General features: G+C 65.9%; 20 protein-coding genes. 15 read left to right on the top strand and 5 right to left on the bottom strand.

Annotated features, from left to right (window positions below; translation table 11 throughout):
- Positions 1-22: 22 nt before the first annotated feature.
- From CPBF1521_RS02350 to CPBF1521_RS02320, 7 genes are all read left to right on the top strand, one after another.
- Positions 23-949, top strand: a complete 927-nt coding sequence (locus CPBF1521_RS02350; protein WP_164741009.1) for a phosphoribosylaminoimidazolesuccinocarboxamide synthase — start codon at positions 23-25, stop codon at positions 947-949.
- Between the two features lie 118 nt (positions 950-1,067).
- Positions 1,068-1,766, top strand: coding sequence for a hypothetical protein (locus CPBF1521_RS02345; protein ID WP_181901129.1), 699 nt, complete (start codon positions 1,068-1,070; stop codon positions 1,764-1,766).
- 273 nt (positions 1,767-2,039) lie between these two features.
- Positions 2,040-2,546, top strand: a complete 507-nt coding sequence (locus CPBF1521_RS02340) for a hypothetical protein (RefSeq protein WP_115675778.1) — start codon at positions 2,040-2,042, stop codon at positions 2,544-2,546.
- Between the two features lie 233 nt (positions 2,547-2,779).
- Positions 2,780-3,316 carry a hypothetical protein gene (locus tag CPBF1521_RS02335; RefSeq protein WP_115675777.1) on the top strand — a complete coding sequence of 179 codons (537 nt, stop codon included), beginning with the start codon at positions 2,780-2,782 and terminating at the stop codon, positions 3,314-3,316.
- A gap of 74 nt (positions 3,317-3,390) precedes the next feature.
- Positions 3,391-5,142: a peptidoglycan-binding protein gene (locus CPBF1521_RS02330; RefSeq protein WP_115675776.1), complete on the top strand. Its 1,752-nt coding sequence runs from the start codon at positions 3,391-3,393 to the stop codon at positions 5,140-5,142.
- 426 nt (positions 5,143-5,568) lie between these two features.
- Positions 5,569-7,164, top strand: coding sequence for a M4 family metallopeptidase (locus tag CPBF1521_RS02325; protein WP_115675775.1), 1,596 nt, complete (start codon positions 5,569-5,571; stop codon positions 7,162-7,164).
- Between the two features lie 97 nt (positions 7,165-7,261).
- Positions 7,262-7,747, top strand: coding sequence for an Mpo1 family 2-hydroxy fatty acid dioxygenase (locus CPBF1521_RS02320; RefSeq protein ID WP_104583477.1), 486 nt, complete (start codon positions 7,262-7,264; stop codon positions 7,745-7,747).
- A gap of 175 nt (positions 7,748-7,922) precedes the next feature.
- Here the strand turns inward: CPBF1521_RS02320 and CPBF1521_RS02315 are convergent, their stop codons facing one another.
- Entirely contained in the window at positions 7,923-8,825 is a 903-nt protein-coding gene (locus CPBF1521_RS02315) for an NAD-dependent epimerase/dehydratase family protein (protein WP_164738982.1), read from the bottom strand.
- Positions 8,826-8,989: 164 nt separating this feature from the next.
- Between CPBF1521_RS02315 and CPBF1521_RS02310 the strand changes: the two genes are divergently transcribed.
- The 7 genes from CPBF1521_RS02310 to CPBF1521_RS02280 all read left to right on the top strand — a co-directional run bounded on the left by CPBF1521_RS02310 (position 8,990) and on the right by CPBF1521_RS02280 (position 15,738).
- Positions 8,990-11,818, top strand: coding sequence for a monovalent cation/H+ antiporter subunit A (locus tag CPBF1521_RS02310; RefSeq protein WP_104583476.1), 2,829 nt, complete (start codon positions 8,990-8,992; stop codon positions 11,816-11,818).
- Positions 11,818-12,192, top strand: coding sequence for a Na+/H+ antiporter subunit C (locus tag CPBF1521_RS02305; RefSeq protein ID WP_016901335.1), 375 nt, complete (start codon positions 11,818-11,820; stop codon positions 12,190-12,192). Before CPBF1521_RS02310 ends, CPBF1521_RS02305 begins: the two co-directional genes overlap by 1 nt.
- The gene (locus tag CPBF1521_RS02300) at positions 12,189-13,733 is read left to right on the top strand and encodes a monovalent cation/H+ antiporter subunit D (protein WP_104649140.1); all 1,545 of its coding nucleotides are present in this window, start codon (positions 12,189-12,191) and stop codon (positions 13,731-13,733) included. The genes CPBF1521_RS02305 and CPBF1521_RS02300 overlap by 4 nt, the downstream gene beginning before the upstream one ends.
- On the top strand, positions 13,730-14,236 hold the full coding sequence (locus CPBF1521_RS02295; RefSeq protein ID WP_104649139.1) for a Na+/H+ antiporter subunit E: 507 nt from the start codon (positions 13,730-13,732) through the stop codon (positions 14,234-14,236). Before CPBF1521_RS02300 ends, CPBF1521_RS02295 begins: the two co-directional genes overlap by 4 nt.
- Positions 14,233-14,517 carry a K+/H+ antiporter subunit F gene (locus tag CPBF1521_RS02290; protein WP_016901330.1) on the top strand — a complete coding sequence of 95 codons (285 nt, stop codon included), beginning with the start codon at positions 14,233-14,235 and terminating at the stop codon, positions 14,515-14,517. The genes CPBF1521_RS02295 and CPBF1521_RS02290 overlap by 4 nt, the downstream gene beginning before the upstream one ends.
- A complete protein-coding gene (locus CPBF1521_RS02285) occupies positions 14,514-14,939 on the top strand; it encodes a Na+/H+ antiporter subunit G (RefSeq protein WP_115675773.1) in 426 nt (141 codons plus the stop codon). The genes CPBF1521_RS02290 and CPBF1521_RS02285 overlap by 4 nt, the downstream gene beginning before the upstream one ends.
- A gap of 247 nt (positions 14,940-15,186) precedes the next feature.
- Positions 15,187-15,738, top strand: coding sequence for a hypothetical protein (locus CPBF1521_RS02280; protein WP_115675772.1), 552 nt, complete (start codon positions 15,187-15,189; stop codon positions 15,736-15,738).
- A gap of 210 nt (positions 15,739-15,948) precedes the next feature.
- Here CPBF1521_RS02280 and hmgA read toward each other — a convergent pair whose 3' ends face one another.
- Entirely contained in the window at positions 15,949-17,262 is a 1,314-nt protein-coding gene (gene hmgA, locus CPBF1521_RS02275; RefSeq protein WP_115675771.1) for a homogentisate 1,2-dioxygenase, read from the bottom strand.
- Positions 17,263-17,628: 366 nt separating this feature from the next.
- On the bottom strand, positions 17,629-18,744 hold the full coding sequence (gene hppD, locus CPBF1521_RS02270; protein ID WP_046345445.1) for a 4-hydroxyphenylpyruvate dioxygenase: 1,116 nt from the start codon (positions 18,742-18,744) through the stop codon (positions 17,629-17,631).
- Between the two features lie 122 nt (positions 18,745-18,866).
- Here hppD and CPBF1521_RS02265 point away from each other — a divergent pair, with 122 nt between their 5' ends.
- Positions 18,867-19,355: a MarR family winged helix-turn-helix transcriptional regulator gene (locus tag CPBF1521_RS02265; protein ID WP_024938218.1), complete on the top strand. Its 489-nt coding sequence runs from the start codon at positions 18,867-18,869 to the stop codon at positions 19,353-19,355.
- Positions 19,356-19,406: 51 nt separating this feature from the next.
- Here the strand turns inward: CPBF1521_RS02265 and CPBF1521_RS02260 are convergent, their stop codons facing one another.
- The gene (locus CPBF1521_RS02260; protein ID WP_054592411.1) at positions 19,407-19,997 is read right to left on the bottom strand and encodes a thioredoxin family protein; all 591 of its coding nucleotides are present in this window, start codon (positions 19,995-19,997) and stop codon (positions 19,407-19,409) included.
- Positions 19,998-20,008: 11 nt separating this feature from the next.
- Entirely contained in the window at positions 20,009-21,526 is a 1,518-nt protein-coding gene (locus tag CPBF1521_RS02255) for a peptide MFS transporter (RefSeq protein WP_115675770.1), read from the bottom strand.
- Positions 21,527-21,535: the final 9 nt, after the last annotated feature.

Raw genomic sequence — 21,535 nt, 5'->3', positions numbered from 1 at the left:
TGCGACGTCCTTAGGAGTGCCTGTGTCGACCACGCTGTTGCAATCCGATCTGCCCGGCCTGCCGTTGCGTCACCGTGGCAAGGTCCGCGATGTCTTCGACATTCCCCGCGAGCGCCTGCCCGCCGATGCGCCCCCGGGCGATTATCTGTTGATGGTGGCGACCGACCGCCTGTCCGCGTTCGACGTGGTGCTGCCCGACCCGATCCCCGGCAAGGGCGAGATGCTGTGCCAGGTGTCCAACTTCTGGTTCCACAAGACCGAGCACCTGATGCCCAACCACCTGGTCGACATCACCGTGGAGCAGGTGCTGCCCGAAGGTGTCGACCCGGCGCTGTATGCCAGGCGCGCGGTCGTCACGCGCAAGCTCAAGCCGGTGCCGGTGGAAGCGATCGCACGCGGCTATCTGATCGGCAGCGGCTGGAAGGATTACCAGCGCACCGGCAAGATCAGCGGCATCGAACTGCCCGACGGCCTGCGCCAGGCCGAGAAACTGCCCGAGCCGATCTTTACCCCGTCGACCAAGGCCGCGGTCGGCGACCATGACGAAAACATCGACTTCGACGCGATGGTCATGACCGTCGGCGCCGAGCTCGCCGAACGCGTCCGCGATGCCACCTTGCGCATCTACCGTTTCGCCGCCGATTTCGCCGCCGAACGCGGCATCCTGCTGGCCGATACCAAGTTCGAATTCGGCACCGATGCCGATGGCCGCCTGTACATCATGGACGAGATGCTGACCCCGGACTCGTCGCGTTACTGGCCCGCCGACCAGTACGAACTCGGCACCAGCCCGCCCAGCTACGACAAGCAGTTCGTGCGCGATTACCTGGAAACCCTGGACTGGGGCAAGACCGCCCCCGGCCCCAGCCTGCCGGCAGACGTGATCGAACGCACACGCGCAAAATATGCCGAGGCATTGCAGCGGTTGGCGGGTATTTCGGTTGATTGATCTTCAAGGCCCCGCACTCGGGGCTTTGACGCTGCGCCAAAGCAGCACTGGCGGCCGGCGCTCGTCATCGAGCGCCGAAGCACGCACCTGACGCCATCCATTGTCCAAGGAAGTCGCAATGGCTCTCTCCTGTTTTTCCTTGCGCAGATTGCCGGTGTTACGCAACGCCCTACTGCCGGCGCTGCTTGCAGTAAGCGCGTGCAGCGCCGGCGAATCGGCAGCGCCTGCCGCGCCGCCAGTCACGTCCGCGGCATCGGCGTCTGCAGCAGCACATGCCACCTCTCCTGGTGGCGCTTCCGGCAATGACCGGCTCGCGACGTTACTGCAGGCGAGCGGCGTGCAGTGCGCCGATGCGCACATGGCAAAAGGCTGTACGGCCGGAAATGTCGATGCCGGCGATTTCTATGACGTAGAGCTCTCACCTGCATGTGGCAATACGGGCTTCTTTGCCGGCGTGGCGCAAGCAAACGGGGTGGATGTGCTCGACGCGGTGCCAACCACTGGAAGTAATGCGATCGCAAGAGCCAGGCTGGCGCAGGGCCAGCTCGTCTGCATCCAGGCGATCGGCCGCGCTGGACAGACCCCGCTGTATTACTACGTCATCGCGATCCCTGCAGACACTGTCGCCCAATGCAAGAACAACCCCGCATGCGGAACATACGGCGACAGGCCGATCCAACGCTCGAGCGCCGCCGCTGGTGACAGCTGCCACGCCGCCGCACCGGGCCAGTACGTCGGCGAGTGCGCGCAGGGATGGGTGGGTGCGGATGCACTCGATGTGTTTTCAAACGGGATAGAGTCACCCGCGCCGGCCTGATAAATCTGCAGGTAACCCATAATCAAATCATCATGATTTTTGCGAAGGCGGGATTTGCGTTAGCCTGGCGCGTGTGGCGGCAGCACCGGCAATGGAACGACCCGAGCGCCGGGGCACGGATCGTCGGGCGGGTGGCTCTCCTGGGGTGTTGGCCTGCCGCCTGCCGGCCGGTTTGGGTCACCCTCGGTACCGCAAGCCTTCACACATTTGCAGGTAGCGCGCGGATAGCATCCCGCCCGCGCACCCGTTGCCCACCATGATCAGGAGGATCCCTTGGCCCTTTTCCGAACGTCCCTGCACGCGCTCGCACTGAGCCTGGCGCTGGTCGCCTGCAAACCGCAAGCAGAGCCAGCCGGCGCTGCGATGCCTGCTGCGGCTGCCGCACCTGCCGCCTCGCCACCTGCTGCCGCTGCAGCAACGCCTGCCCAGGCGGCAACCTGCCCCAGCACCGACTTCGCTACGTTTCTGAAAAGCTTCAGTGCGGACATTGCGGTACAGGAAAAGGCCACGGCCGATCCGCTGACGATGATTCAACTCGACCCGGACGCACAGCCCGAGCCGGCGCCGGTCACCCGCACGGTTGCGCTGGCCGATGTTGAATGGCCCGTCATCCCGAACCTGGAGGCGGCCCGCAACGGCGGCCGCGAAGTCACGATTTCCGAAGAAGCCGATGGCCGCCAGGTGCTGGTCCGCACACCGGACACCGGCGATCAGCAGGTCTACCACTTCGCCCAGCGCCCTTGCTGGATGCTGGTCAAGGTGGACGACCAATCCCTGTAATCTGCGCGCCAGCGGCCGCGCCGTTCATCGCATACCTGCCATCGCTCCAGGAGATAACCTTGCGCCCTTTCCGATTGATCGGCCCTGCATTGGCAGTTGTCCTTGCGGCCTGTAACGGCCCCCAGGCTGGCGGTGCAACCGAGCAGCCGACGGCTGCTGCCGATACCGCGGCGACGCAGTCGTCCGCACCTGCCGCAACACCCCCCGCATCACCGACACAAGGGACTGTACCTATGGGCACGATAGACTCCTTCATTCCGGCAGGATCGAAGGCTCTGGAGACCATCCGCGGCGATCTGACTGGCGCGGGGCGCTCCGATGCACTGGTGGTGATTTCCCCGCCAGCCACTGGTGCAGAAAAGCTCGGTGAGGGGCAGCCGCGTACGGTCCTGTTGCTGACACAGACTGCCGACGGCGCGCTGAAAAAGGCTGCCGAAAACAGCAAGATCGTCCCATGCGCCCGGTGTGGCGGCCTGGCAGGCGACCCCTATGCGTTTTCGCGCATCCAGCCAGGGCAATTCACCATTTCCATTTCCGGCGGATCGCGTGAGCGCTGGGCAGACGACTTTACATTCAAGTACTCGACAGACAAGCAGAGCTGGTTGCTGGACAAGGTGGTGCGTGACCTGTCCGATACCGAGACCGAGCAGCACAACACCCTGGAATTGACCACCAAGGATTTCGGCACGGTGGCATTCGCGGAATTTGATCCCTCCACATTGAAGAAAGCTGCGGCATTGGACGACGCCGCAGCCGAGAAGGCGAATTAAACGGAAGTAATGGTTTGCACGGACAAGGAAGGAGTCCGTTATTTCATGTTGCTGAGAAATGAGGAGTTACACCCATGGCAACCGATCGCGAAACAGGGCTGCTCCAATCAGCCTATGCAGCAGGCATTACCCAGCCGAAGGAGCTGGCAAACTTCATGGCCCAGGTGGGTCATGAGTCGATGGGCCTCAACCGCCTGGAAGAAGGGTTCCGCTATACGCATGGATCCTCGCAGGTGAGTTCGAAGGTGCGATCCGCACTGCGTGAGGGGCCCGAGGCCCTGGAGCAGGCGCGTCTGGATGCCCTGCGCGGGCAACCGGAAAAACTGGCCGAATTGATGTATGGCGGGCGCATGGGCAATAACGAGCCCGGCGATGGCTACCTGTACCGTGGCCGCGGTTACATGCAGCTCACCGGCAAGGATCAATATCGTGCGGCCGGCGAAGCGTTGAACCTGGACCTGGTGGCGCACCCCGATCTGGCGGCACAACCTGACAACGCATCCCGCATCGCGACCTGGTACTGGCAGAACAACGTGCCACAGGCCGCCAGGCAGGACGCGCATGCGGCAGGCGTTGCGATCAACGGCGGCGATCCGCCGAATGGGTTGGCCGACCGCGAGAACCGGTTTGCCCGCTGGCAGCGCGATATCACTCCAGAGCTGATGAACAACCTGGCACACGGCCAGCTCGGACAGCCGGTGCAGCCCGCTGCGCCAGCACCTGCGCAGCCGCAGCATGGCGGTTCCAGCACGTTTCAGCACACGATGGAACGGATGCTCCCGCCGCAGAACGGGACGGCGCCGCACATCACTGGCCATTACGGCGAGCATCGCAGTGCCCGCGATCACGGCGGTACCGACTTCAACTACCAGGGTGGCCAGACAGGCCGCAACCTGCAGCACCCGACGGTGCATTCGCCGGTCTCCGGAACCGTGACGTTTGCGGGCGGCAACTACGGCACTGTCAAGATTCGCGATGCACAGGGTAACTCGCACGAGATCCTGCACCTGGACGCACTCAAGGTGAAAGAAGGTCAGGCGCTGTCCGCGGGCGATGCCGTCGGCACGATGGGTGGACGCGGCCCGAACGGCAACAGCCAGTACGCACAGCATGTGCATTACCAACTGCGCGATGCCAGCGGCAAGTTGACCAGCCCGGAGACGTTCTGGAATCAGGGTCATCAGCAGGAGTCGGGCGCGCGCCACTCCCAGCCAGCGACACCGGCGGGCAATGGCACGCTGCGGCATGGCGAGCAGGGCGGCGATGTCGGCAAGCTGCAGCAGGACCTCAACCGGCTCGGCGTGCGCGATGCGCAGGGCAACCGGCTTGCCGAGGATGGTCGCTTTGGCGACAACACGCGGGAGGCGGTGATTGCGTTCCAGAAGCAGCACGGACTGCAACCCGATGGCGTGGTGGGGCGCAACACGCAGGCCGCGTTATCCGCACAACCGGCACAGGCACAGGCAGCACAGACGCCTGTCGCTGCGCCCAAGGGCCCGTCGCTCGACGATGCATCGCACCCGGACCATGCCTTGCACACCGCGATCCGCAGCAGGCTGCCCAGCATGATCTCCAACGAGACGGCGGCCCACGTCACGCTGCAGGCCAAGCAGAACGGGATCGATTCGGCAGACAAGCTGCAGAACGTCACCGTGCAGGATGGCAAGGCGTTCGTCATGGGCACCACGCCGGGCTTCCGTGCGGCGGTGGATCTGAACCAGCCTGCCCCCACGCTGGAGCAGACCAGTGCGCAATTGCTGGCTGGCCAGGCTTCGCAGCAGCGCGCTCAGGACGAGCAGCAGAGGGTCGCGATCGGCGGCCGCTGAGGCCTCAACGGTGCAGCAAGAAAAAACCGGCCAGGTCTCTGGCCGGTTTTTTTGTGCGTGTCCTGCTCTCGCATTGCCGCCGAGAGCGATGCGGCAACCGTGCCTCGGCACACACGCATCAGCGCCTTGCCTTCGCCGTTGGCCGATTGCCTGCCACCGGAGATCGATACACCTTCCAGACGTCGGGTTAGACATGGCCTGCAGCGCTGACGACGTCCCACACGCAGCGCCACGTCGGGCGCTCTGCGATGCCCTCCACATCACAAAGCGGCGCGGCGCACAGAACGCAACACAGCTGTAACTTTTCCTACTGCGCTGTCATGGACTGTGCAAGTTTATCTGCAGGCACCTGTTGCCAGTCGCGATCGGCCGTGATGCGTGTCGCCGCCGATCTTTGCATTGCACGTTTTCGGGGAGAGAGTCGTCATGCAAGTTCATGTCCTGGGCGCGGCGATCTGCTGCGCGCTATCGTTGTCCACTGTCGCCACTGCCGCGGATCTTTCTGCGGATGCCGCGGTGTCGCGCGCGCAATCCTTGTTGGGCAATCACGCTGCGGCGCTGGCCAACCGTGCAACGGCCGATGCGTTTGTCGCGCGCGACAGCATCGTCGATGCCGACGGCAGCGAGCATGTGCGTTTCGATCGTACCTACCAGGGCCTGCCGGTCATCGGCGGCGATGTGGTGGTGCATTCGCGGCGCGGAGTGATGCGTCAGTTGAGCCAGAGCATGGACACCAGCGTGCGCCCGAGCATCGTGCCGGGCATCGATGCGGACACGGCTATGCGTGCGGCCGGTGCGCAGTTCGATCTGGCTCCCGATGCGGCGCCGCGCGCAAGCCTGGCCTTGTATGCGCGCCAGGGGGCACCGCGTCTGGTTTATGAAGTGATCTACAGCAGCATCAAGCCCGACCAGACGCCGACCGAAATGCATTACATCGTCGATGCAGTCAGTCAACGCATTCTCGAGTCCTGGGACACGGTGCATACCGCGTGCGCGGGCGGCACCAGTACGGCCGGCACCGGGCGTTCGCTGTACGCAGGCAGCGTGGCATTGGCAACGACGCGTTGCAGCAGCGGGTATGAGTTGACCGATCTGAGCCGCGGCAGCGGCGCCACCTACAACATGCGCAACAGCACCTCCGGCAACGGCACGCTGGTCACCGATGCCGACAACACCTGGGGCAGCGGCGCCAATAGCGATACGGTGACCGCGGCGGTGGATGCGCATTACGGCGTCGCATTGACCTGGGACTATTTCCGCACCGCCCATGCGCGCAACGGCATCGCCAACGATGGAGCCGGTGCACGCAGCCGGGTGCATTACGGCAGCCGCTACAACAACGCGTTCTGGCAGGACAGCTGCTTCTGCATGACCTTCGGCGATGGCGACGGCAGCACGTTCACGCCGTTGGTGTCGGTGGATGTGGCCGGCCACGAGATGACCCACGGCGTGACCAGCCGCACCGCGCGACTGGTGTATTCGGGCGAGTCGGGCGGCTTGAACGAAGCCACCTCCGACATCATGGGCGCGATGGTGGAGTATTCCGCCAACAACAGCGCGCAGCCGGGCAATTACCTGATCGGCGAGAAGATCATCCCGGGCAACAGCAGCGGGACGCTGGCCCTGCGCTACATGTTCAAGCCCAGCCTGGATGGCGATTCGCCCGATTGCTACAGCAGCAGCCTGGGCTCGCTCAACGTGCATTACAGCTCGGGCGTGGCCAACCATTTCTACTATCTGCTGGCCGAAGGCGCGGTGGTGCCGAGCGGCTTCGGGTCGGGCACCAGCTGGAACGTGACGCCGGCCGGGTTGGTCTGCAACGGCAACACGGCATTGACGGCGATCGGCCGGGCGGCGGCCAGCCGCATCTGGTACCGCGCATTGACGGTGTACATGACCTCCTCGACCAACTATGCGGCCGCACGCCGGGCGACGTTGAGCGCGGCCACCGATCTGTACGGCAGCAGCTCCACGCAGTACCGCGCGGTTGCCGCAGCGTGGAGCGCCGTGTCGGTCAACTGATGGATGCCGCCCTGCCACGCGCGCTGCGCGTGGCAGGGCGCGCGGCTGCCACAGTGCCATCCGCGCGCGTATGCTTGGGTCATTCCTGGGAGGGAACATGACCGAACGCACCAAGACCGCGCGACCGATCGACCGCTATTTCGCCAGTTATTCCGACGACCATCGCAACGCGACCAATCAGCAGATCCACGTGCTGGCGGTGCCGGCGATCCTGTGGTCGGTGGTGGGCCTGCTGTGGTGCATCCCGGTCGGCGGCACCTGGTTCAGCAGCGGCGTATGGGCGGCGTTGTCGATGTTCGCGGCCTGGTCGTACTACAACCGCTTATCGCGTCCGCTCGGGCTGGGCATGCTGGGGATCTTCTTTTTCTTCGGCTGCCTGTGCCGGTTGATCGAAGGCAGGCTCGGGCTCAGCGGCCTGTTCACCACGGCGCTGGCGGTGTTCGTGCTGGCCTGGATCGCGCAGTTCGTCGGCCACCGGATCGAAGGCCGCAAGCCGAGCTTTCTGACCGACCTGACCTATCTGCTGATCGGGCCGATCTGGGTGCTGGCCAAGCTGTATCGTCAGTTGGGTTGGCGGTACTGAGCACGGCCGACAACCCCAGCGCACCGCCCGGTGCCGGCGTGGTCCTGCGTTGAAGCGGCGTATGCGACTGCGCGCTGCCGCGGCTGACGCTGATGACGCGCTATTGCTGCACCCCAGGCGTGGTCGACTGCGCGCCACGCAGCGCTGCATGGCACACACGTGCACCTGCGGGGTATCACTCGCCGATGCCGAGCTCTTCGGGCAGCGGACGAAAGGCGCGCGGCGCGTAGCCGAAGTCGCGACGCGCCGGCTCCAGGTCAAACACCAGGTCATCGCGCATGCGCTGCAATGCGGCCGCATTGATGCCACGCAGGCGCCCCAGCCGCTGCGCGGCAGTGAGGGCAAGGCCGAACAGGCCGGGCGGCACCTGATACAGCCGCGCCGGTCGCGGCAGCGCCGCCAGCACGCGCTCCACCATCTGCGTATAGGCCAGCACTTCGCCGCCGCCGACGGCATAGCTGCGCTGCTGTGTCGCCGGCTGGGTGAGCACCGCCAGCGCGGCGCTGGCCAGATCGTCCACATGCACCGGCTGGCGCAGCCCGGTCGCGTTGGCCGGCAGCACGAAGGCGCCGGTGCGCTGCGCCAGCCCGGCGATCTGGGTGAGCGTGCGGTCGCGCCCGGCCCCATAGACCAGCGTCGGGCGCAGCACCGTCGCCGTGGCACCACGCGCCTGGGCTGCGGAGAACAGGGCCTGTTCGGCATGTGCCAGGCGCTGTGCGACATCGCGCTCGGCCGCGTCGATCGAATGTTCCTTGACCTCCAGGCTGGTGGAACCGAACGCCACAATGCGCGGAGCGCGCACCGGATTTTCGGCATACCAGCGCGCGAAATGGTCCAGCGGGCCGCAGCTGAAGATCACCTCGAAGGCCTCGCCTGCGGCAGCCGGCGTGGCCAGGTCGCCCTGCCGCCAGATCAGCCCGGAGCGCGCCGCGCGCGGCTGGCGCGACCATGCCGTCACCTGCCAGCCGCGGCCGAGCAGCCGCGTCAGCAGGCGTTCGCCGATCTGACCGCTGCCGCCGAACACCAGGGCGCGCGGCGCAGAAACGGCAGGGGACGGAGCGGGATCGGCAGCGGTCACGGGGCTCGGATGCGGTCTGGGTGATCCCAGCATAGCGAGTGACACGCAGCGGCGCGATGCTGCTGCGTTGGATTTGCGCATGCGCGTAGCCACGGCGTTGACGCGGGCGTCAGTCAACGGTTTGTTAAGCTCTCTGGCCTGCTCGCGAATCTTGTGTTCCCTGCATGCCTTTTCCGCTGGAAATCCTGCTCGCGCTGCCATTTGTGATGGCGGCCGCCACTGCGCTGCTCTGGCGCGTCTCCCGTTCGATCACTGCGTGGTTGGCTGCGGCCGCGCCGTTGGGCGGGCTGCTCATCCTGGCAACGCTCACACCGGCCGTGCTGCGCGGCGAGGTGGTCGGCAGCCAGCACGCGTGGTTGCCGCAGATCGGCCTGATGTTCTCGCTGCGGCTCGATGGCCTGGCGTGGATGTTCGCGTTGCTGGTGCTGGGCATCGGCGCGCTGGTGGTGCTGTATGCGCATTACTACCTGAGTGCACGCGACAGCGCATCGCGCTTCTTTGCCTATCTGATGCTGTTCATGGGCGCGATGCTCGGCATGGTGTTGTCGGGCAACCTGCTGTTGCTGATGGTGTTCTGGGAGCTCACCAGCATCAGCTCGTTCCTGTTGATCGGCTTCTGGTCGCACCGCAAGGACGCGCGCGAAGGTGCGCGCATGGCCTTCGTGCTGACGGCCGGTGGCGGCCTGGCGCTGCTCGGCGGCATCCTGATGATCGGCGGCATCGTCGGCAGCTTTGAGCTGGATGCGGTACTGGCGGCCGGCGATCTCATTCGCGCCAGCCCGCTGTATCCGTATGCGTTGGGATTGGTGCTGCTGGGCATCTTCACCAAGAGCGCGCAGTTCCCGTTCCACTTCTGGCTGCCGCACGCGATGGCCGCGCCTACGCCGGTGTCGGCGTATCTGCATTCGGCCACGATGGTGAAGGCCGGCGTGTTCCTGCTGGCGCGCCTGCATCCTGCCCTGGCCGGCACCGATCTGTTCTTCTATACGGTCACCAGCATCGGTGCGATCACGCTGCTGCTTGGCGCCTGGCACGCGATCTTCCAGCACGACCTCAAGGGCGTGCTGGCGTACTCGACCATTTCGCATCTGGGCCTGATCACGATGCTGTTCGGCCTGTCCACGCCGATGGCGGTGGTGGCCGGCGTGTTCCACATCCTCAACCACGCGGTGTTCAAGGCCTCGCTGTTCATGGCCGCCGGCATCATCGACCACGAGACCGGCACGCGCGACATGCGCAAGCTGGGCAATCTGCGCCGCCTGATGCCGGTCACCAGCGCGCTGGCGATTACCGCCTCGCTGGCGATGGCCGGCGTTCCGCTGCTCAACGGCTTCCTGTCCAAGGAAATGTTCTTTGCCGTGGCGCTGGAAACCGACGCGCCGCAGACCATGCGGGTATTGGCCAGCATCGCCGCCCTGCTGGCCGGCCTGCTCGGCGTGGCCTACAGCCTGCGCTTCGTGCACGACACCTTCTTCGGCCAGGGCCCACGCGATCTGGACACCACCCCGCACGAGCCGCCGCGCTGGATGCGGATACCGGTGGACGTGCTGGTGCTGATCTGCGTGGCCGTGGGCATCGTGCCGGCCTGGACCATTGCGCCGGTGCTGCGCGCCGGTGCCAGCGCCATCCTTGGCGAGCGCCTGCCCGACTACAGCCTGGCGCTGTGGCACGGCTGGAACTGGCCGCTGGCGATGAGCATCGCCGGCATGGTGGGCGGCACCCTGTTGTACATGGCGCTGCGCCGCACGCTGGACATGTACGCGATCCAGAACCGCTCGCCGGGCAAGGCGCTGTTCAACTGGAACCTGCGCGCCCTGTTCGCCGGTACCGTGCGCATGACCGATGCGGTCACCAACGGCAATCTGCAGCGCATGCTGATGCTGCTGGTGCTGAGCGCGGTCGTGGTGGCGCTGGTGCCGTTCCTGCAGGGCGGCGCCTTGCCGGCCTGGCCGGCGCCCACCCCGCTGCCGCTGCTGGGCTGGACGATCTGGCTGCTGATGATCGCCTGCGCCCTGGGCAGCCTGTTCCTGTACAAGCAGCGCCTGCTCGCCGTGCTGGTGCTGGGTGGCACCGGCCTGGCCGTCAGCATGACCTTCGTGTTCCTGTCAGCACCGGACCTTGCGTTGACCCAGCTGCTGGTGGAGATGGTGACGCTGGTGCTGATGCTGCTGGCGATGAATTACCTGCCCGAGCGCTCGGTGCCCGAACCTGCGCGCCTGCGCAAACTCCGCGATGCCGGCATCGCCGTGGTCGGGGGCGCCGGGCTGGCTGCGTTGGCCTACACCTTGATGACCCAGCCCAGCCACACGGTCGCCGGCGAGCTGCTGCAGCGTGCGCTGCCGGAAGCCTACGGGCGCAACGTGGTCAACGTGATCCTGGTGGATTTCCGCGGCTTCGATACCTTCGGCGAGATCACCGTGTTCGCGATCGCCGGGCTGGTGGTGCACGCGCTGCTGCGGCGCTCGCGCATGGCGCCGGAGCGCACCATGCCCGGCCCGCCGATCAAGTTGCCGGTGCCGGCCGACCTGGCGCAGATCATGTTTCCGCTGACGCTGACGGTGTCGTTGTTCCTGTTCCTGCGCGGCCATAACGCGCCCGGTGGCGGTTTTATCGCCGGGCTGGTGCTGGCGGTGCCGTTGCTGATGCAGTACGTGATCCAGGGCACCGCATCGGTGGAATCGCGCTTCGGCTTCGACTACATCCGCCTGATCGGCATCGGCCTGCTGTGCGCGCTGGTCAGTGGCGCCGGTGCACTGGTCTTCGGCATGCCGTTCCTGAGCAGCGGGCATCTGGAGATTCCGTTGCCGCTGCTGGGCGATCTGGAACTGGCCAGTGCGCTGGGCTTCGATATCGGCGTGTATCTGGTGGTGTTCGGCGCGGCGATGTTGATGCTGTCGATGATGGGCACGATCAAACCCTCGCGTACGCGCAGCTCGCAGCGCGGCGAGATCGACCCCACCCAGCGTTCGACACGCACCGCGGAGCAGCATTGATGGAACTGGCAGTGGCAAGCGCGATCGGCGTCCTGACCGCATTGGCGATCTACCTGTTGCTGCGCGCGCGCAGCTTCGACGTGATCCTGGGCATGACCTTCCTGTCGTATGCAACCAACCTGCTGATCTTCGCCGGTGGGCGGCTGCGTAGCGGCCAGGCGCCGGTGCTGCGCGAGGGCGTGCCGGCCGACCTGATGCACTACACCGATCCGTTGCCGCAGGCGCTGGTGCTGACTGCGATCGTGATCGCCTTCGCGATGACCGCCGTGAGCCTGGTGCTGGCGATCCGCAGCCGCAGCGACAACGGCAGCGACCATGTGGATGCGCATGAAGACGCCACCACCGGCGTGGACACGCGCGAGGCACGGCGATGAATCATCTGCTGATCCTGCCGATCCTGATCCCGATGCTGGGCGCATCGGCGTCGCTGTTCGTCGAACATCGCCGCTATGGGCCGCGCGTGCAACGCACGGTGGCGTGGACGAGCATGGTGTTGCTGGCCGTGTCGGTGATCGCCCTGTTCGCGCGCGCCGCCGACGGCCAGGTGCTGGTGTACCTGCTCGGCGACTGGCCGGCGCGCATCGGCATCGTGCTGATGGGCGACCGCCTGTCGGCGTGGATGCTGTTAACCACCTTGATCCTGGGCGCGGCTTGCCTGCTGCATGCCTGCGCGGGCTGGGACCGGCGCGCGCCGCATTTCCATGCCTTGTTCCAGTTCCAGTTGATGGGCTTGAACGGTGCGTTCCTGACCGGCGACATCTTCAACCTATTCGTGTTCTTCGAAGTGATGCTGATCGCCTCCTACGGCCTGTTGCTCAGCGGCGGGCGCGGGCTGCAGATGCGTGTGGGCCTGCATTACGTGGTGTTCAACGTGTGTGCGTCGACCCTGTTCCTGATCGCGCTGGGCCTGCTGTTCGGCGTGTTCGGCACCTTGAACATGGCCGAGCTGTCGCAGCGCATCGCCACGTTGCCGGCGCAGGACGTGCCGCTGGCCAAGGCCAGCCTGGGCCTGTTGCTGCTGGTGTTCTGCAGCAAGGCCGCGTTGCTGCCGCTGTACCTGTGGTTGCCGGAGACCTATTCGCGCGCGCCGGCGGCGGTGGCGGCGTTGTTTGCGATCATGACCAAGGTCGGGCTGTACGCGACGCTGCGCGTGTCGGCGCTGTGGTTCGGCGCCGGTGCCGGCGCGCTGCAGGGCTTCGGTCGCCACGCATTGCTGTGGCTGGGCATCGCCACGCTGTTGATGGCCGCCTTCGGGGTGATGGCCGCATCGCGGCTGCGGGTGATGGTGTCGTATCTGGTGGTGTTCTCGGCGGCGACGTTGTTCATCGCCTTCTCGCTGGACGATGCCGGCGCATTGGGTGCGGGGCTGTACTACCTGCCGCACAGCAGCTTCGTGGCCGCGGCACTGTTCATGGTGTCGGACCTGATCCGGCGTCGCCGCGGCAGCGCCAGCGACCGCAAGGAAGTGGTCGCGCCGCTGCCGCGGCGCGGGATGCCCGGTGCGATGTTCATGGTCGCTGCGGTGGCGGTTGCCGGGCTGCCGCCGTTGTCCGGCTTCCTGGCCAAGGCCGCGTTGCTGCAGCACGTGCCCGCCGGCCTGGTCGGGCCGGTGTGGGTAGCCATCCTCGGCAGCAGCCTGCTGGTGGTGATCGGCCTGACGCGTGCCGGCGTGCGCCTGTTCTGGCGCGTGCCCGAAGCGGTGCAGGATGTCCCCGCGCTGCAACCGCAACGCCGTGCGCGCATGCGCCCGGTGGAGACCGCCGCCACGCTGCTGTTGCTGGGCGGGCTGGTGGCGATGACGGCCGGTGCCGGCCCGTTGATGCGTTACACCGACGCGGCCGGCGTGCAGCTGCGCGATCCCGGCGCCTACGTGGAACAGGTGCGCGCCACCACGCCGCAACGGAGGCAGCCATGAGCACGCGCATGCCGCTGCGCAGCCGGCTGCTGCCCTCGCCCTCGCTGAGCGTGACGGTCTTCATTTTCTGGCTGTTGCTCAGCGACAGCTTCGGGCCGCAGCAATGGGTGCTGGGCCTGCTGCTGGGCTGGGTGGTGCCGATCTTTGCGGCGCGCCTGGACCGCGAGTTCGCCCGCATCGGGTCGCTGCGCTCGGTGCCGCGCATGTTGCTGGTGGCCGCCGGCGACATCGTGCGCTCCAACCTCAAGGTGGCCGGCCAGGTGCTCGGCCCGGAGTCGCGCATCCACCCCGGTTTCATCTGGGTGCCGCTGGACATCGCCAACATCCACGGCATCGCCGCGCTGACCAGCATGATCACCCTCACCCCCGGCACGGTGTCGGCGGCGCTCTCGGATGACCGCAAGTATCTGCTGGTGCACGTGCTGCACCTGGACGACCCGGACGCCCTGATCGCCGAGATCAAGAGCCGCTACGAGAAGCCCCTGATGGAGATCTTTCCATGACCGGCCACATGTTCATCGAATCGACCATCGTCATCTGCATGCATGCGGTGGGCCTGGCCATGCTGATGGCGCTGTGGCGCCTGCTGCGCGGGCCGAGCGTGCCCGATCGCATCCTGGCACTGGACACCCTGTCCATCACCGCCATCGCCGAGCTGATGCTGCTGGGCATGTACCTGGATTCGCCGATCTACTTCGAGGCCGCGCTGGTGATCGCGATGCTGGGCTTCGGCAGCACCGTGGTGCTGAGCAAGTTCGTGCTGCGTCGGGACATCGTCGAATGATCGCGCTGACCGAATATCTGCTCAGCGCGCTGTTGCTGGTCGGCACATTCTTCATCCTGATCGGCGCGTTCGGCCTGGTGAAGCTGTCGGACTTCTTCAAGCGCCTGCATGCGCCGACCAAGGCCAGCACGCTGGGGGTGGGCTGCGTGCTGCTGGCATCGGTGGGCTATCACCTGTTCCTCGGCGTGGACCCGCAACCGCGCGAACTGCTGATCACCGTGTTCCTCTTCATCACCGCACCGATCAGTGCCCATCTGATGGCCAAGGCCGCGTTGTCGCTGATGATGGAAGACCGCCCGGAAGTGCCCAACCACGGCGACATGAAAAAGGAAGGCCTGCCCACGCCGCAGACCCAAGGCGATGTCGGCGAGAACGCCGACACCGCCAGCCAGCACGCCGGGCCGGACAAGCATCCACACTGAGGCTTCCTGCTGCCGCGTCGGCCGCCACCGCCGTGCTGGCCCGGCGCGGTTGCAGCCGGTCAGCGACAGCAGTGTGCCCATCAAACCGGGCAATCCGGTGGTCATGCATGGCGTCCCTACGGGTCCGCCATAGCCCAACGGCGCACATCGCGGCGGCGTGCAGAACGCCAGCGCGCGCTGCAGCGTGCCGATGTCATCGGCGCTTCATTGGCTGCGGGCAAGCTGGGCGCCTCGCAGGACCGCCGCCATGACCCCACGCAAGACCGAGCTCGCCCTCACCGCGCTGCAATCGCACCGCAGTCCCCTCACCTTGCTGCAGCGACGCGCGCTGATCCTGGCAGACGGGCAGCGCGATCTGGCAACCCTGGCAGCACTGCTGGGCGGCGACGGCGCCGCGTTGGTGCAAGGGCTCTGCGCGATGGGCTATCTGGCCTTCGGCACGCCTGCAGGCAACGCGACAACGCCACTCGCGCCCCCGGCCGCTGCGCTCGCTCCCGTCGTTGCGGGCGATTGCGTGCCGCCGCCAGCTGCGCCACCGAGCGAGGAGGACCTGCAACGCCAGCGTCGCCGCGCGGCCACCAACGCGCGGCTGTACCTGCTCGACATCCTGCAGCTGCAACGCAACACGGTGGCCGTGGTGCTGCACCGGCAGCTGCACGCCGCACGTACCGAAGACACCATCGCCGCCACCATCGCCGAGGCGCTGCGCGCGTTGCCGCAGATCACCTCGGCAAGCTATGCCGAGCGCGTACGTGCACGGATCGGCGAGCTGCTGCCGGATGCGTTGCAGGCTGCCTGACCGGCAACTGAAACCGACATGGCGTGGATGGCGTGATCGGCCAGCGGCACCGGATGCCTTGCAGTTGGCGTGATCCGACAATCGCAGCCAGTACCGTGCAGGCTGCTCGAGCACGCGCCTGCGACCGCTGCGTTGCAGACGGCACGTTTCCGACAACCATGCCTCTGCCGTGCCGTACTGCCGGCTCAGCCCCCCGGCTGGTGGCCTGAGCTACGGTGCATCACCTGACCTGGGCACCTGGAACGCTGCGCGCAAGCCGGACCAGCACTGCTGGTAGTCGCCCTGCCGATGCGCAGCCTGCAATGCCTGCTGCGTGGGGCGCAGCACCGCGCGCGTTTCGAACATGAAGGCCATGGTGTCGGCGATCACGTCCGGGCGCGTCAGGTCGGCATGCGAGGCCTTGTCGAAGGTCGCCGCATCCGGGCCATGCCCGCTCATGCAGTTGTGCAGCGAGGCACCACCGGGCGCGAAGCCGTCGGCCTTGGCGTCGTAGACGCCGTGCACCAGCCCCATGAACTCGCTGGCCACATTGCGATGGAACCACGGCGGGCGGAAGGTGTGCTGCGCCACCAGCCAGCGCGGCGGGAAGATCGCAAAATCCATGTTCGCCGTGCCATGCGTGTCGCTGGGCGAGGTCAGCACGGTGAAGATGCTCGGATCCGGATGATCGAAGCTGATCGAGCCGATGGTGTTGAAGCGGCGCAGATCGTAGCGATACGGCGCGTAGTTGCCATGCCAGGCCACCACGTCCAGCGGTGAGTGGCCGATGTCCGCACGCCACAGATGGCCCTGGAATTTGGCCACCAGCTCGAACGCACCTTCGCGCTGTTCGTAGGCCGCATGCGGCGTTTCGAAGTCGCGCGCATTGGCCAGCCCGTTGGAGCCGATCGGCCCCAGGTCGGGCAGCCGCAGCAATGCGCCGAAGTTTTCGCAGACATAGCCGCGCGCCTCGCCATCGGGCAGCTCGACGCGGAAACGCACACCGCGCGGTATCACCCCGATCTGCTCCGGCTCCAGCTCCAGCACACCGAGCTCGCTATGGATGCGCAGGCGGCCCAGTTGCGGCACCAGCAACAGCTCGCCATCGGCATCGTAAAAGAAGCGATCGTGCATCGATGCGTTGGCCGCATACAGATGCACGGCGACACCGGACATCGCCTCCGGCCCGCCATTGCCGGCCATGGTGTAGAGACCGTCGACGAAATCGGTTGGCGTGGACGGCAGCGGCAATGGGCTCCAGCGCAGTTGATCCGGCGGCACCGGGCCGCGCCCGAAATCGTTGTGGAGCTGCGACTGTTCGACCAGGGAAAAACTGCCATGCACGGCAGCCGGGCGGATGCGGTACAGCCAGCTGCGCCGGTTCTCGCTGCGTGGCGCGGTGAACGCGGTGCCGGACAACTGTTCGGCATACAACCCGTGCGCCACACGCTGCGGCGAGTTCTGCCCCACCGGCAAGGTACCGGCCACCGCCTCGGTCGCAAACGCGTTGCCGAAACCGGTCATGTAGTGCTGGTTGTTATGCATGGCATGCGTCCGGATCTTGGCCCTCCCTTCCCGGATGCAGAAGGTTGGGATTGAGTTGAATCAGGCCGCTTTCCTACCGTAGAAGAGCTAAGCCTGGTGGATTAAGCCCCTCTCCTCGCGGGGAGAGGGGCTTTAACGACGTGCGTCTTCGTTGCTTTGTGTTGTCGGAAAACACCTTGCCTGAGCGCGCTTGATTGCGACCACTTGCCGCCCGCTTCGTTGGATCCGTACCGGAGCCACATCCGACGTGACGGGCAGGCAGGCTGGACATCGCAGCACTTTGCACCACTCAAACCCGCACCGACCCAGTTAACCGCACCAACCACAAATCCCGAATCCCGAACAGCGAATCCCCAATCCCCGCCCTCAAAGCACCCCACGCTTCATCTGGTCGCGCTCGATGCTCTCGAACAGCGCCTGGAAATTGCCTTCGCCGAAACCCTCGTTGCCCTTGCGCTGGATGATCTCGAAGAAGATCGGGCCGATGCAGTTCTGGGTGAAAATCTGCAGCAGCTTGCGCTGCTTGGTGTCCACGTCGGCATCGATCAGGATCTTGTTGCGGCGCAGGCGTTCGACATCCTCGCCGTGGTCGGGGATGCGCAGGTCCACCACGTCGAAATAGGTGTCGGGCGTGTCCAGGAATGTCACGCCGGCCTCGCGCATCTTTTCCACCGAGCTGTAGATGTCGTCGGTGAAGCAGGCGATGTGCTGGATGCCTTCGCCGTGGTAGGCGTCCAGATACTCGTTGATCTGGCTCTTGGGGTCGGAGGACTCGTTGAGCGGAATGCGCACGATGCCGTCCGGGGCGGTCATCGCCTTGGACACCAGGCCGGTCTTGGCGCCCTTGATGTCGAAGTAGCGGATCTCGCGGAAGTTGAACAGGCGCTCGTAATAGTCCGACCAACGCTGCATGTTGCCGAAGTACAGGTTGTGGGTCAGGTGGTCGATGAAGGTCAGCCCGAAGCCGGCCGGGTGCTGGTCGGCGCCTTCGATCGGCTCGTAGTCGGCGTCGTAGATGCTGCCCGCATCGCCGTAGCGGTCGACCAGATACAGCATGCAGTCGCCAATGCCCTTGACCACCGGGGCCGGCACGGCGCGGGTGTCGGCCTTGTCCTGCACCGCTTCGCCGCCGTTGCCCAGCACGGTCTGCAACACGGTCTCGGCCGGGGTGCGGAAGCGGATCGCAAAGCCGCAGGCGCTCGGGCCGTGCGCGGCGGCGAAATCGGCGGCAAACGAATCGGGCTCTTCGTTGAGCAGGAAGTTGACCCCGCCCTGGCGATAGACGGTAATGGCACGGCTGCGGTGGCGCAGCACCGCGCTGAAGCCCATCTTGCGGAAATAGTCATGCAGCTGCGCCGCCTGGTCGGCGGGCGCGGCGAATTCGACGAATTCGAACCCGTCGATCCCCATCGGATTGTCGAAGGTGGTGACCTGCATGCCCAGGTTCGGGCGGGTTGCGGTACTGCTCGGTTGTGCGCTCATCGTCGTTTCTCCACGCTAGGCCGTCCGCAGGGCTATGCGGGGTGGCAGAAGACCCGCGAGAATGCGCAGGCCACCCAAGGTTTGTAGTTGCAAATGAAACCAAAATCAAGACACAGCGCAACATGAGCGATCTCGACGCCCCCACCCCGCCGCCACATCCTGTGCTGCTCAACCTCGAGCAGTTCCTGCCGTATCGCCTGAGCGTGCTGTCCAACCGCATCAGCAGCAACATCGCCAAGGTCTACGGCGATCGTTACGGCATGGCCATCCCCGAGTGGCGGGTGATCACCATCCTGGCGCTGTATCCGGGTTCCTCGGCCAGCGAGGTCTCCGACCGCACCGCGATGGATAAAGTTGCAGTCAGCCGCGCCGTGGCGCGCCTGCTGGAGCGCGGCTTCATCCGCCGCGAAACCCATGGCGACGACCGCCGCCGCTCGATGCTGGCACTGTCGCCGGCCGGCCGCCAGGTCTACGAGACCGTCGCCCCGCTGGTCAACGAGATGGAACAGCGGCTGATGTCGGTGTTCAGTGCCGAGGAGCAGCAGATCCTGGAAAAGCTGATCGACCGGCTGGCCAAGGACGGGCTGCCGCGCATGGCCGGCAAGGACTGATAAAAAAACCCCCGCAGTGCGGGGGTTTTTGCATGCCACGGCAACGACGGATCAGGCCTGCGGCGGCGCCCACTGCTTGAGGAAGTCGAACAGTTTCCTGCGGTCGAAGCGCTCGCCCTTGCGCAGGTCCGGGCCGGTCTGGGTGGTCAGCAGCTTGCCGTCGTTGTCCAGCACCAGCAGCGACGGATAGTCGTTGAGCTGGGCGAACTGCGACAGGAAGGCGGCATTCTCGTTGGCCGCATCGCGATTGACCTTGACCACCACAAAGTGCGCATCGCGGAAGCTGCGCAGCTCCGCATCGCCGCCCATCAGTTCGTCCAGCGCCTTGCACGGCTCGCAGGCCGCATTGCCGACATTGAGCACAATGCGCTTGCCGCCGCGCTTGGCCTCGACCTTGGCGGTCTCCAGATCGGCGGCCGGATCGCGCGAGGGGTCGTACTGCGCATTGAGTGCCGCCGCCGCGGCGATGTCCGCCGCAGTCGGCGTATTGCCCGAGGACACCGGCTGGCTTGGATCGGCGCTGGGCGGCTTCTGCATCGAGGTATCCAGCGGCCGTGGCGCCTCCTGTTGCTCGGTGGGCTGCCCGCAGGCGCTCAACAGACCTGCCAGCAGCAGGCCACAGACAGTGGGTTTGATCGGCATTGCTGTTCTCCTCACTTCACACCATGCATCAGTTTGTTGATCAACGGCGCGATCAGGAACAACACCGCGCCAGCGCCCAAGAGCGCCCAAAATCCGAAGGTATACCCGCTCAGGGCCGAAGACACGCTCATCCCTTCGCTTCCGCTGACATGCCCGGCAAAAATGCCCGACAGGTTGTTGCCGATGCCGGTGGACAGGAACCAGCCGCCCATCCCGAAACCGACCAGGCGCACTGGCGCCAGCTTGGTCACCATCGACAGGCCGATCGGCGACAGGCACAGCTCGCCCACCGACTGGATCACGTACACCATGAACAAGGTCCAGAACGGCACCTTGCCAGCATCGTTGACCAGGCTCGACAGTGCAAACATCAGCAGCAGGAACGCCAGGCCGTTGAACAGCAGGCCCAGGCCGAACTTGCGCGGAATCGATGGGTTGAAGCGGCCGGCCTTGACCCAGATCCAGGCGATGACCGGCGCCAGCGTGATGATCGCAATCGAGTTCACCGACTGGAACCAGGCGGTCGGGAAGGTCCAGTCGCCGAAACCGCGGTCGACGATGTTGTCGGCCAGGAAGGTGAACGAGCTGCCGGCCTGTTCGAAGAACATCCAGAACAGCACGTTGAAGGCGAAGATGATCAGCATTGCGATCACCTTGTCGCGCTGCACCTTGCCTTCGCGGATGCCTTCGACCAGCAGCATCACCGACAGGCCGACGAACAGCACCGTCAGCACGATCTGCAGCACGTCCGCGCCGACAGCGAGCAGGAAGTACACCACCGGGATCGCCAGCACGCAGCCGACCAGCACCATCAGCACGCGGCCGATGCCTTGCGCGTTCGGCGCCGGTGCGCCGATGCCCTTGAGCTGCGCGCGGCCGATCCAGAACCACACCAGGCTGATCAGCATGCCCGCGCCGGAGGCCATGAACACCATCTTGTAGGACGGCATGGCCTGGGTGCCGAACACCTTTTCGGCCAGCAACTGGGTCAGCACCGGCGAGATCATCGCGCCGAGGTTGATGCCCATGTAGAAGATGGTGAAGCCGCTGTCGCGGCGCGGATCGGCCACCGAATACAGCTTGCCGACCATGGTGGAGATGTTCGGCTTGAACAGTCCGTTGCCCACCACCACGGTGGCCAGGCCGATCTCGAACATGGTGTGGTCGGGAACGGCGATCAGGAACAGGCCGGTGGCCATGACGGCCGCACCGACCAGGATCGAGCGTTGGTAGCCGAGCACGCGGTCGGCCACGTAGCCGCCGAAGATCGCTGCCGCATACACCAGCGCCAGATAGGCGCCATAGGTGCGTCCGGCCGGCGCCTGGCCGGTGGCATCGCCGTTGAAGAACTGCGCCACGATGTACAGCACCAGCGCCCAACGAATGCCGTAGAACGCAAAGCGTTCCCAGAATTCGGTCATGAACAGCATCCACAGCGGCCGGGGATGACCGAGCAGCGTAGGGAACTCGGGCGGTGCCGGCGGCGGCGGAGTGGCGGCGGAAGTCGGCGCGGTAGCGTCAACGCTCATGGAATGTCC

The organism is Xanthomonas euroxanthea, from assembly GCF_900476395.1.
GTDB lineage: Bacteria > Pseudomonadota > Gammaproteobacteria > Xanthomonadales > Xanthomonadaceae > Xanthomonas > Xanthomonas euroxanthea.
This window is presented reverse-complemented; position numbering and strand designations above follow the sequence as displayed.

Bases quoted from the DNA above. Each gene is read 5' to 3' on its own strand.
- CPBF1521_RS02345 (WP_181901129.1), top strand. From the start codon at position 1,068: ATGGCTCTCTCCTGTTTTTCCTTGCGCAGATTGCCGGTGTTACGCAAC.
- CPBF1521_RS02335 (WP_115675777.1), top strand. From the start codon at position 2,780: ATGGGCACGATAGACTCCTTCATTCCGGCAGGATCGAAGGCTCTGGAG.
- CPBF1521_RS02330 (WP_115675776.1), top strand. From the start codon at position 3,391: ATGGCAACCGATCGCGAAACAGGGCTGCTCCAATCAGCCTATGCAGCA.
- CPBF1521_RS02325 (WP_115675775.1), top strand. From the start codon at position 5,569: ATGCAAGTTCATGTCCTGGGCGCGGCGATCTGCTGCGCGCTATCGTTG.
- CPBF1521_RS02320 (WP_104583477.1), top strand. From the start codon at position 7,262: ATGACCGAACGCACCAAGACCGCGCGACCGATCGACCGCTATTTCGCC.
- CPBF1521_RS02310 (WP_104583476.1), top strand. From the start codon at position 8,990: ATGCCTTTTCCGCTGGAAATCCTGCTCGCGCTGCCATTTGTGATGGCG.
- CPBF1521_RS02305 (WP_016901335.1), top strand. From the start codon at position 11,818: ATGGAACTGGCAGTGGCAAGCGCGATCGGCGTCCTGACCGCATTGGCG.
- CPBF1521_RS02300 (WP_104649140.1), top strand. From the start codon at position 12,189: ATGAATCATCTGCTGATCCTGCCGATCCTGATCCCGATGCTGGGCGCA.
- CPBF1521_RS02295 (WP_104649139.1), top strand. From the start codon at position 13,730: ATGAGCACGCGCATGCCGCTGCGCAGCCGGCTGCTGCCCTCGCCCTCG.
- CPBF1521_RS02290 (WP_016901330.1), top strand. From the start codon at position 14,233: ATGACCGGCCACATGTTCATCGAATCGACCATCGTCATCTGCATGCAT.
- CPBF1521_RS02285 (WP_115675773.1), top strand. From the start codon at position 14,514: ATGATCGCGCTGACCGAATATCTGCTCAGCGCGCTGTTGCTGGTCGGC.
- CPBF1521_RS02280 (WP_115675772.1), top strand. From the start codon at position 15,187: ATGACCCCACGCAAGACCGAGCTCGCCCTCACCGCGCTGCAATCGCAC.
- hmgA (WP_115675771.1), bottom strand. From the start codon at position 17,262: ATGCATAACAACCAGCACTACATGACCGGTTTCGGCAACGCGTTTGCG.
- hppD (WP_046345445.1), bottom strand. From the start codon at position 18,744: ATGAGCGCACAACCGAGCAGTACCGCAACCCGCCCGAACCTGGGCATG.
- CPBF1521_RS02265 (WP_024938218.1), top strand. From the start codon at position 18,867: ATGAGCGATCTCGACGCCCCCACCCCGCCGCCACATCCTGTGCTGCTC.
- CPBF1521_RS02260 (WP_054592411.1), bottom strand. From the start codon at position 19,997: ATGCCGATCAAACCCACTGTCTGTGGCCTGCTGCTGGCAGGTCTGTTG.
- CPBF1521_RS02255 (WP_115675770.1), bottom strand. From the start codon at position 21,526: ATGAGCGTTGACGCTACCGCGCCGACTTCCGCCGCCACTCCGCCGCCG.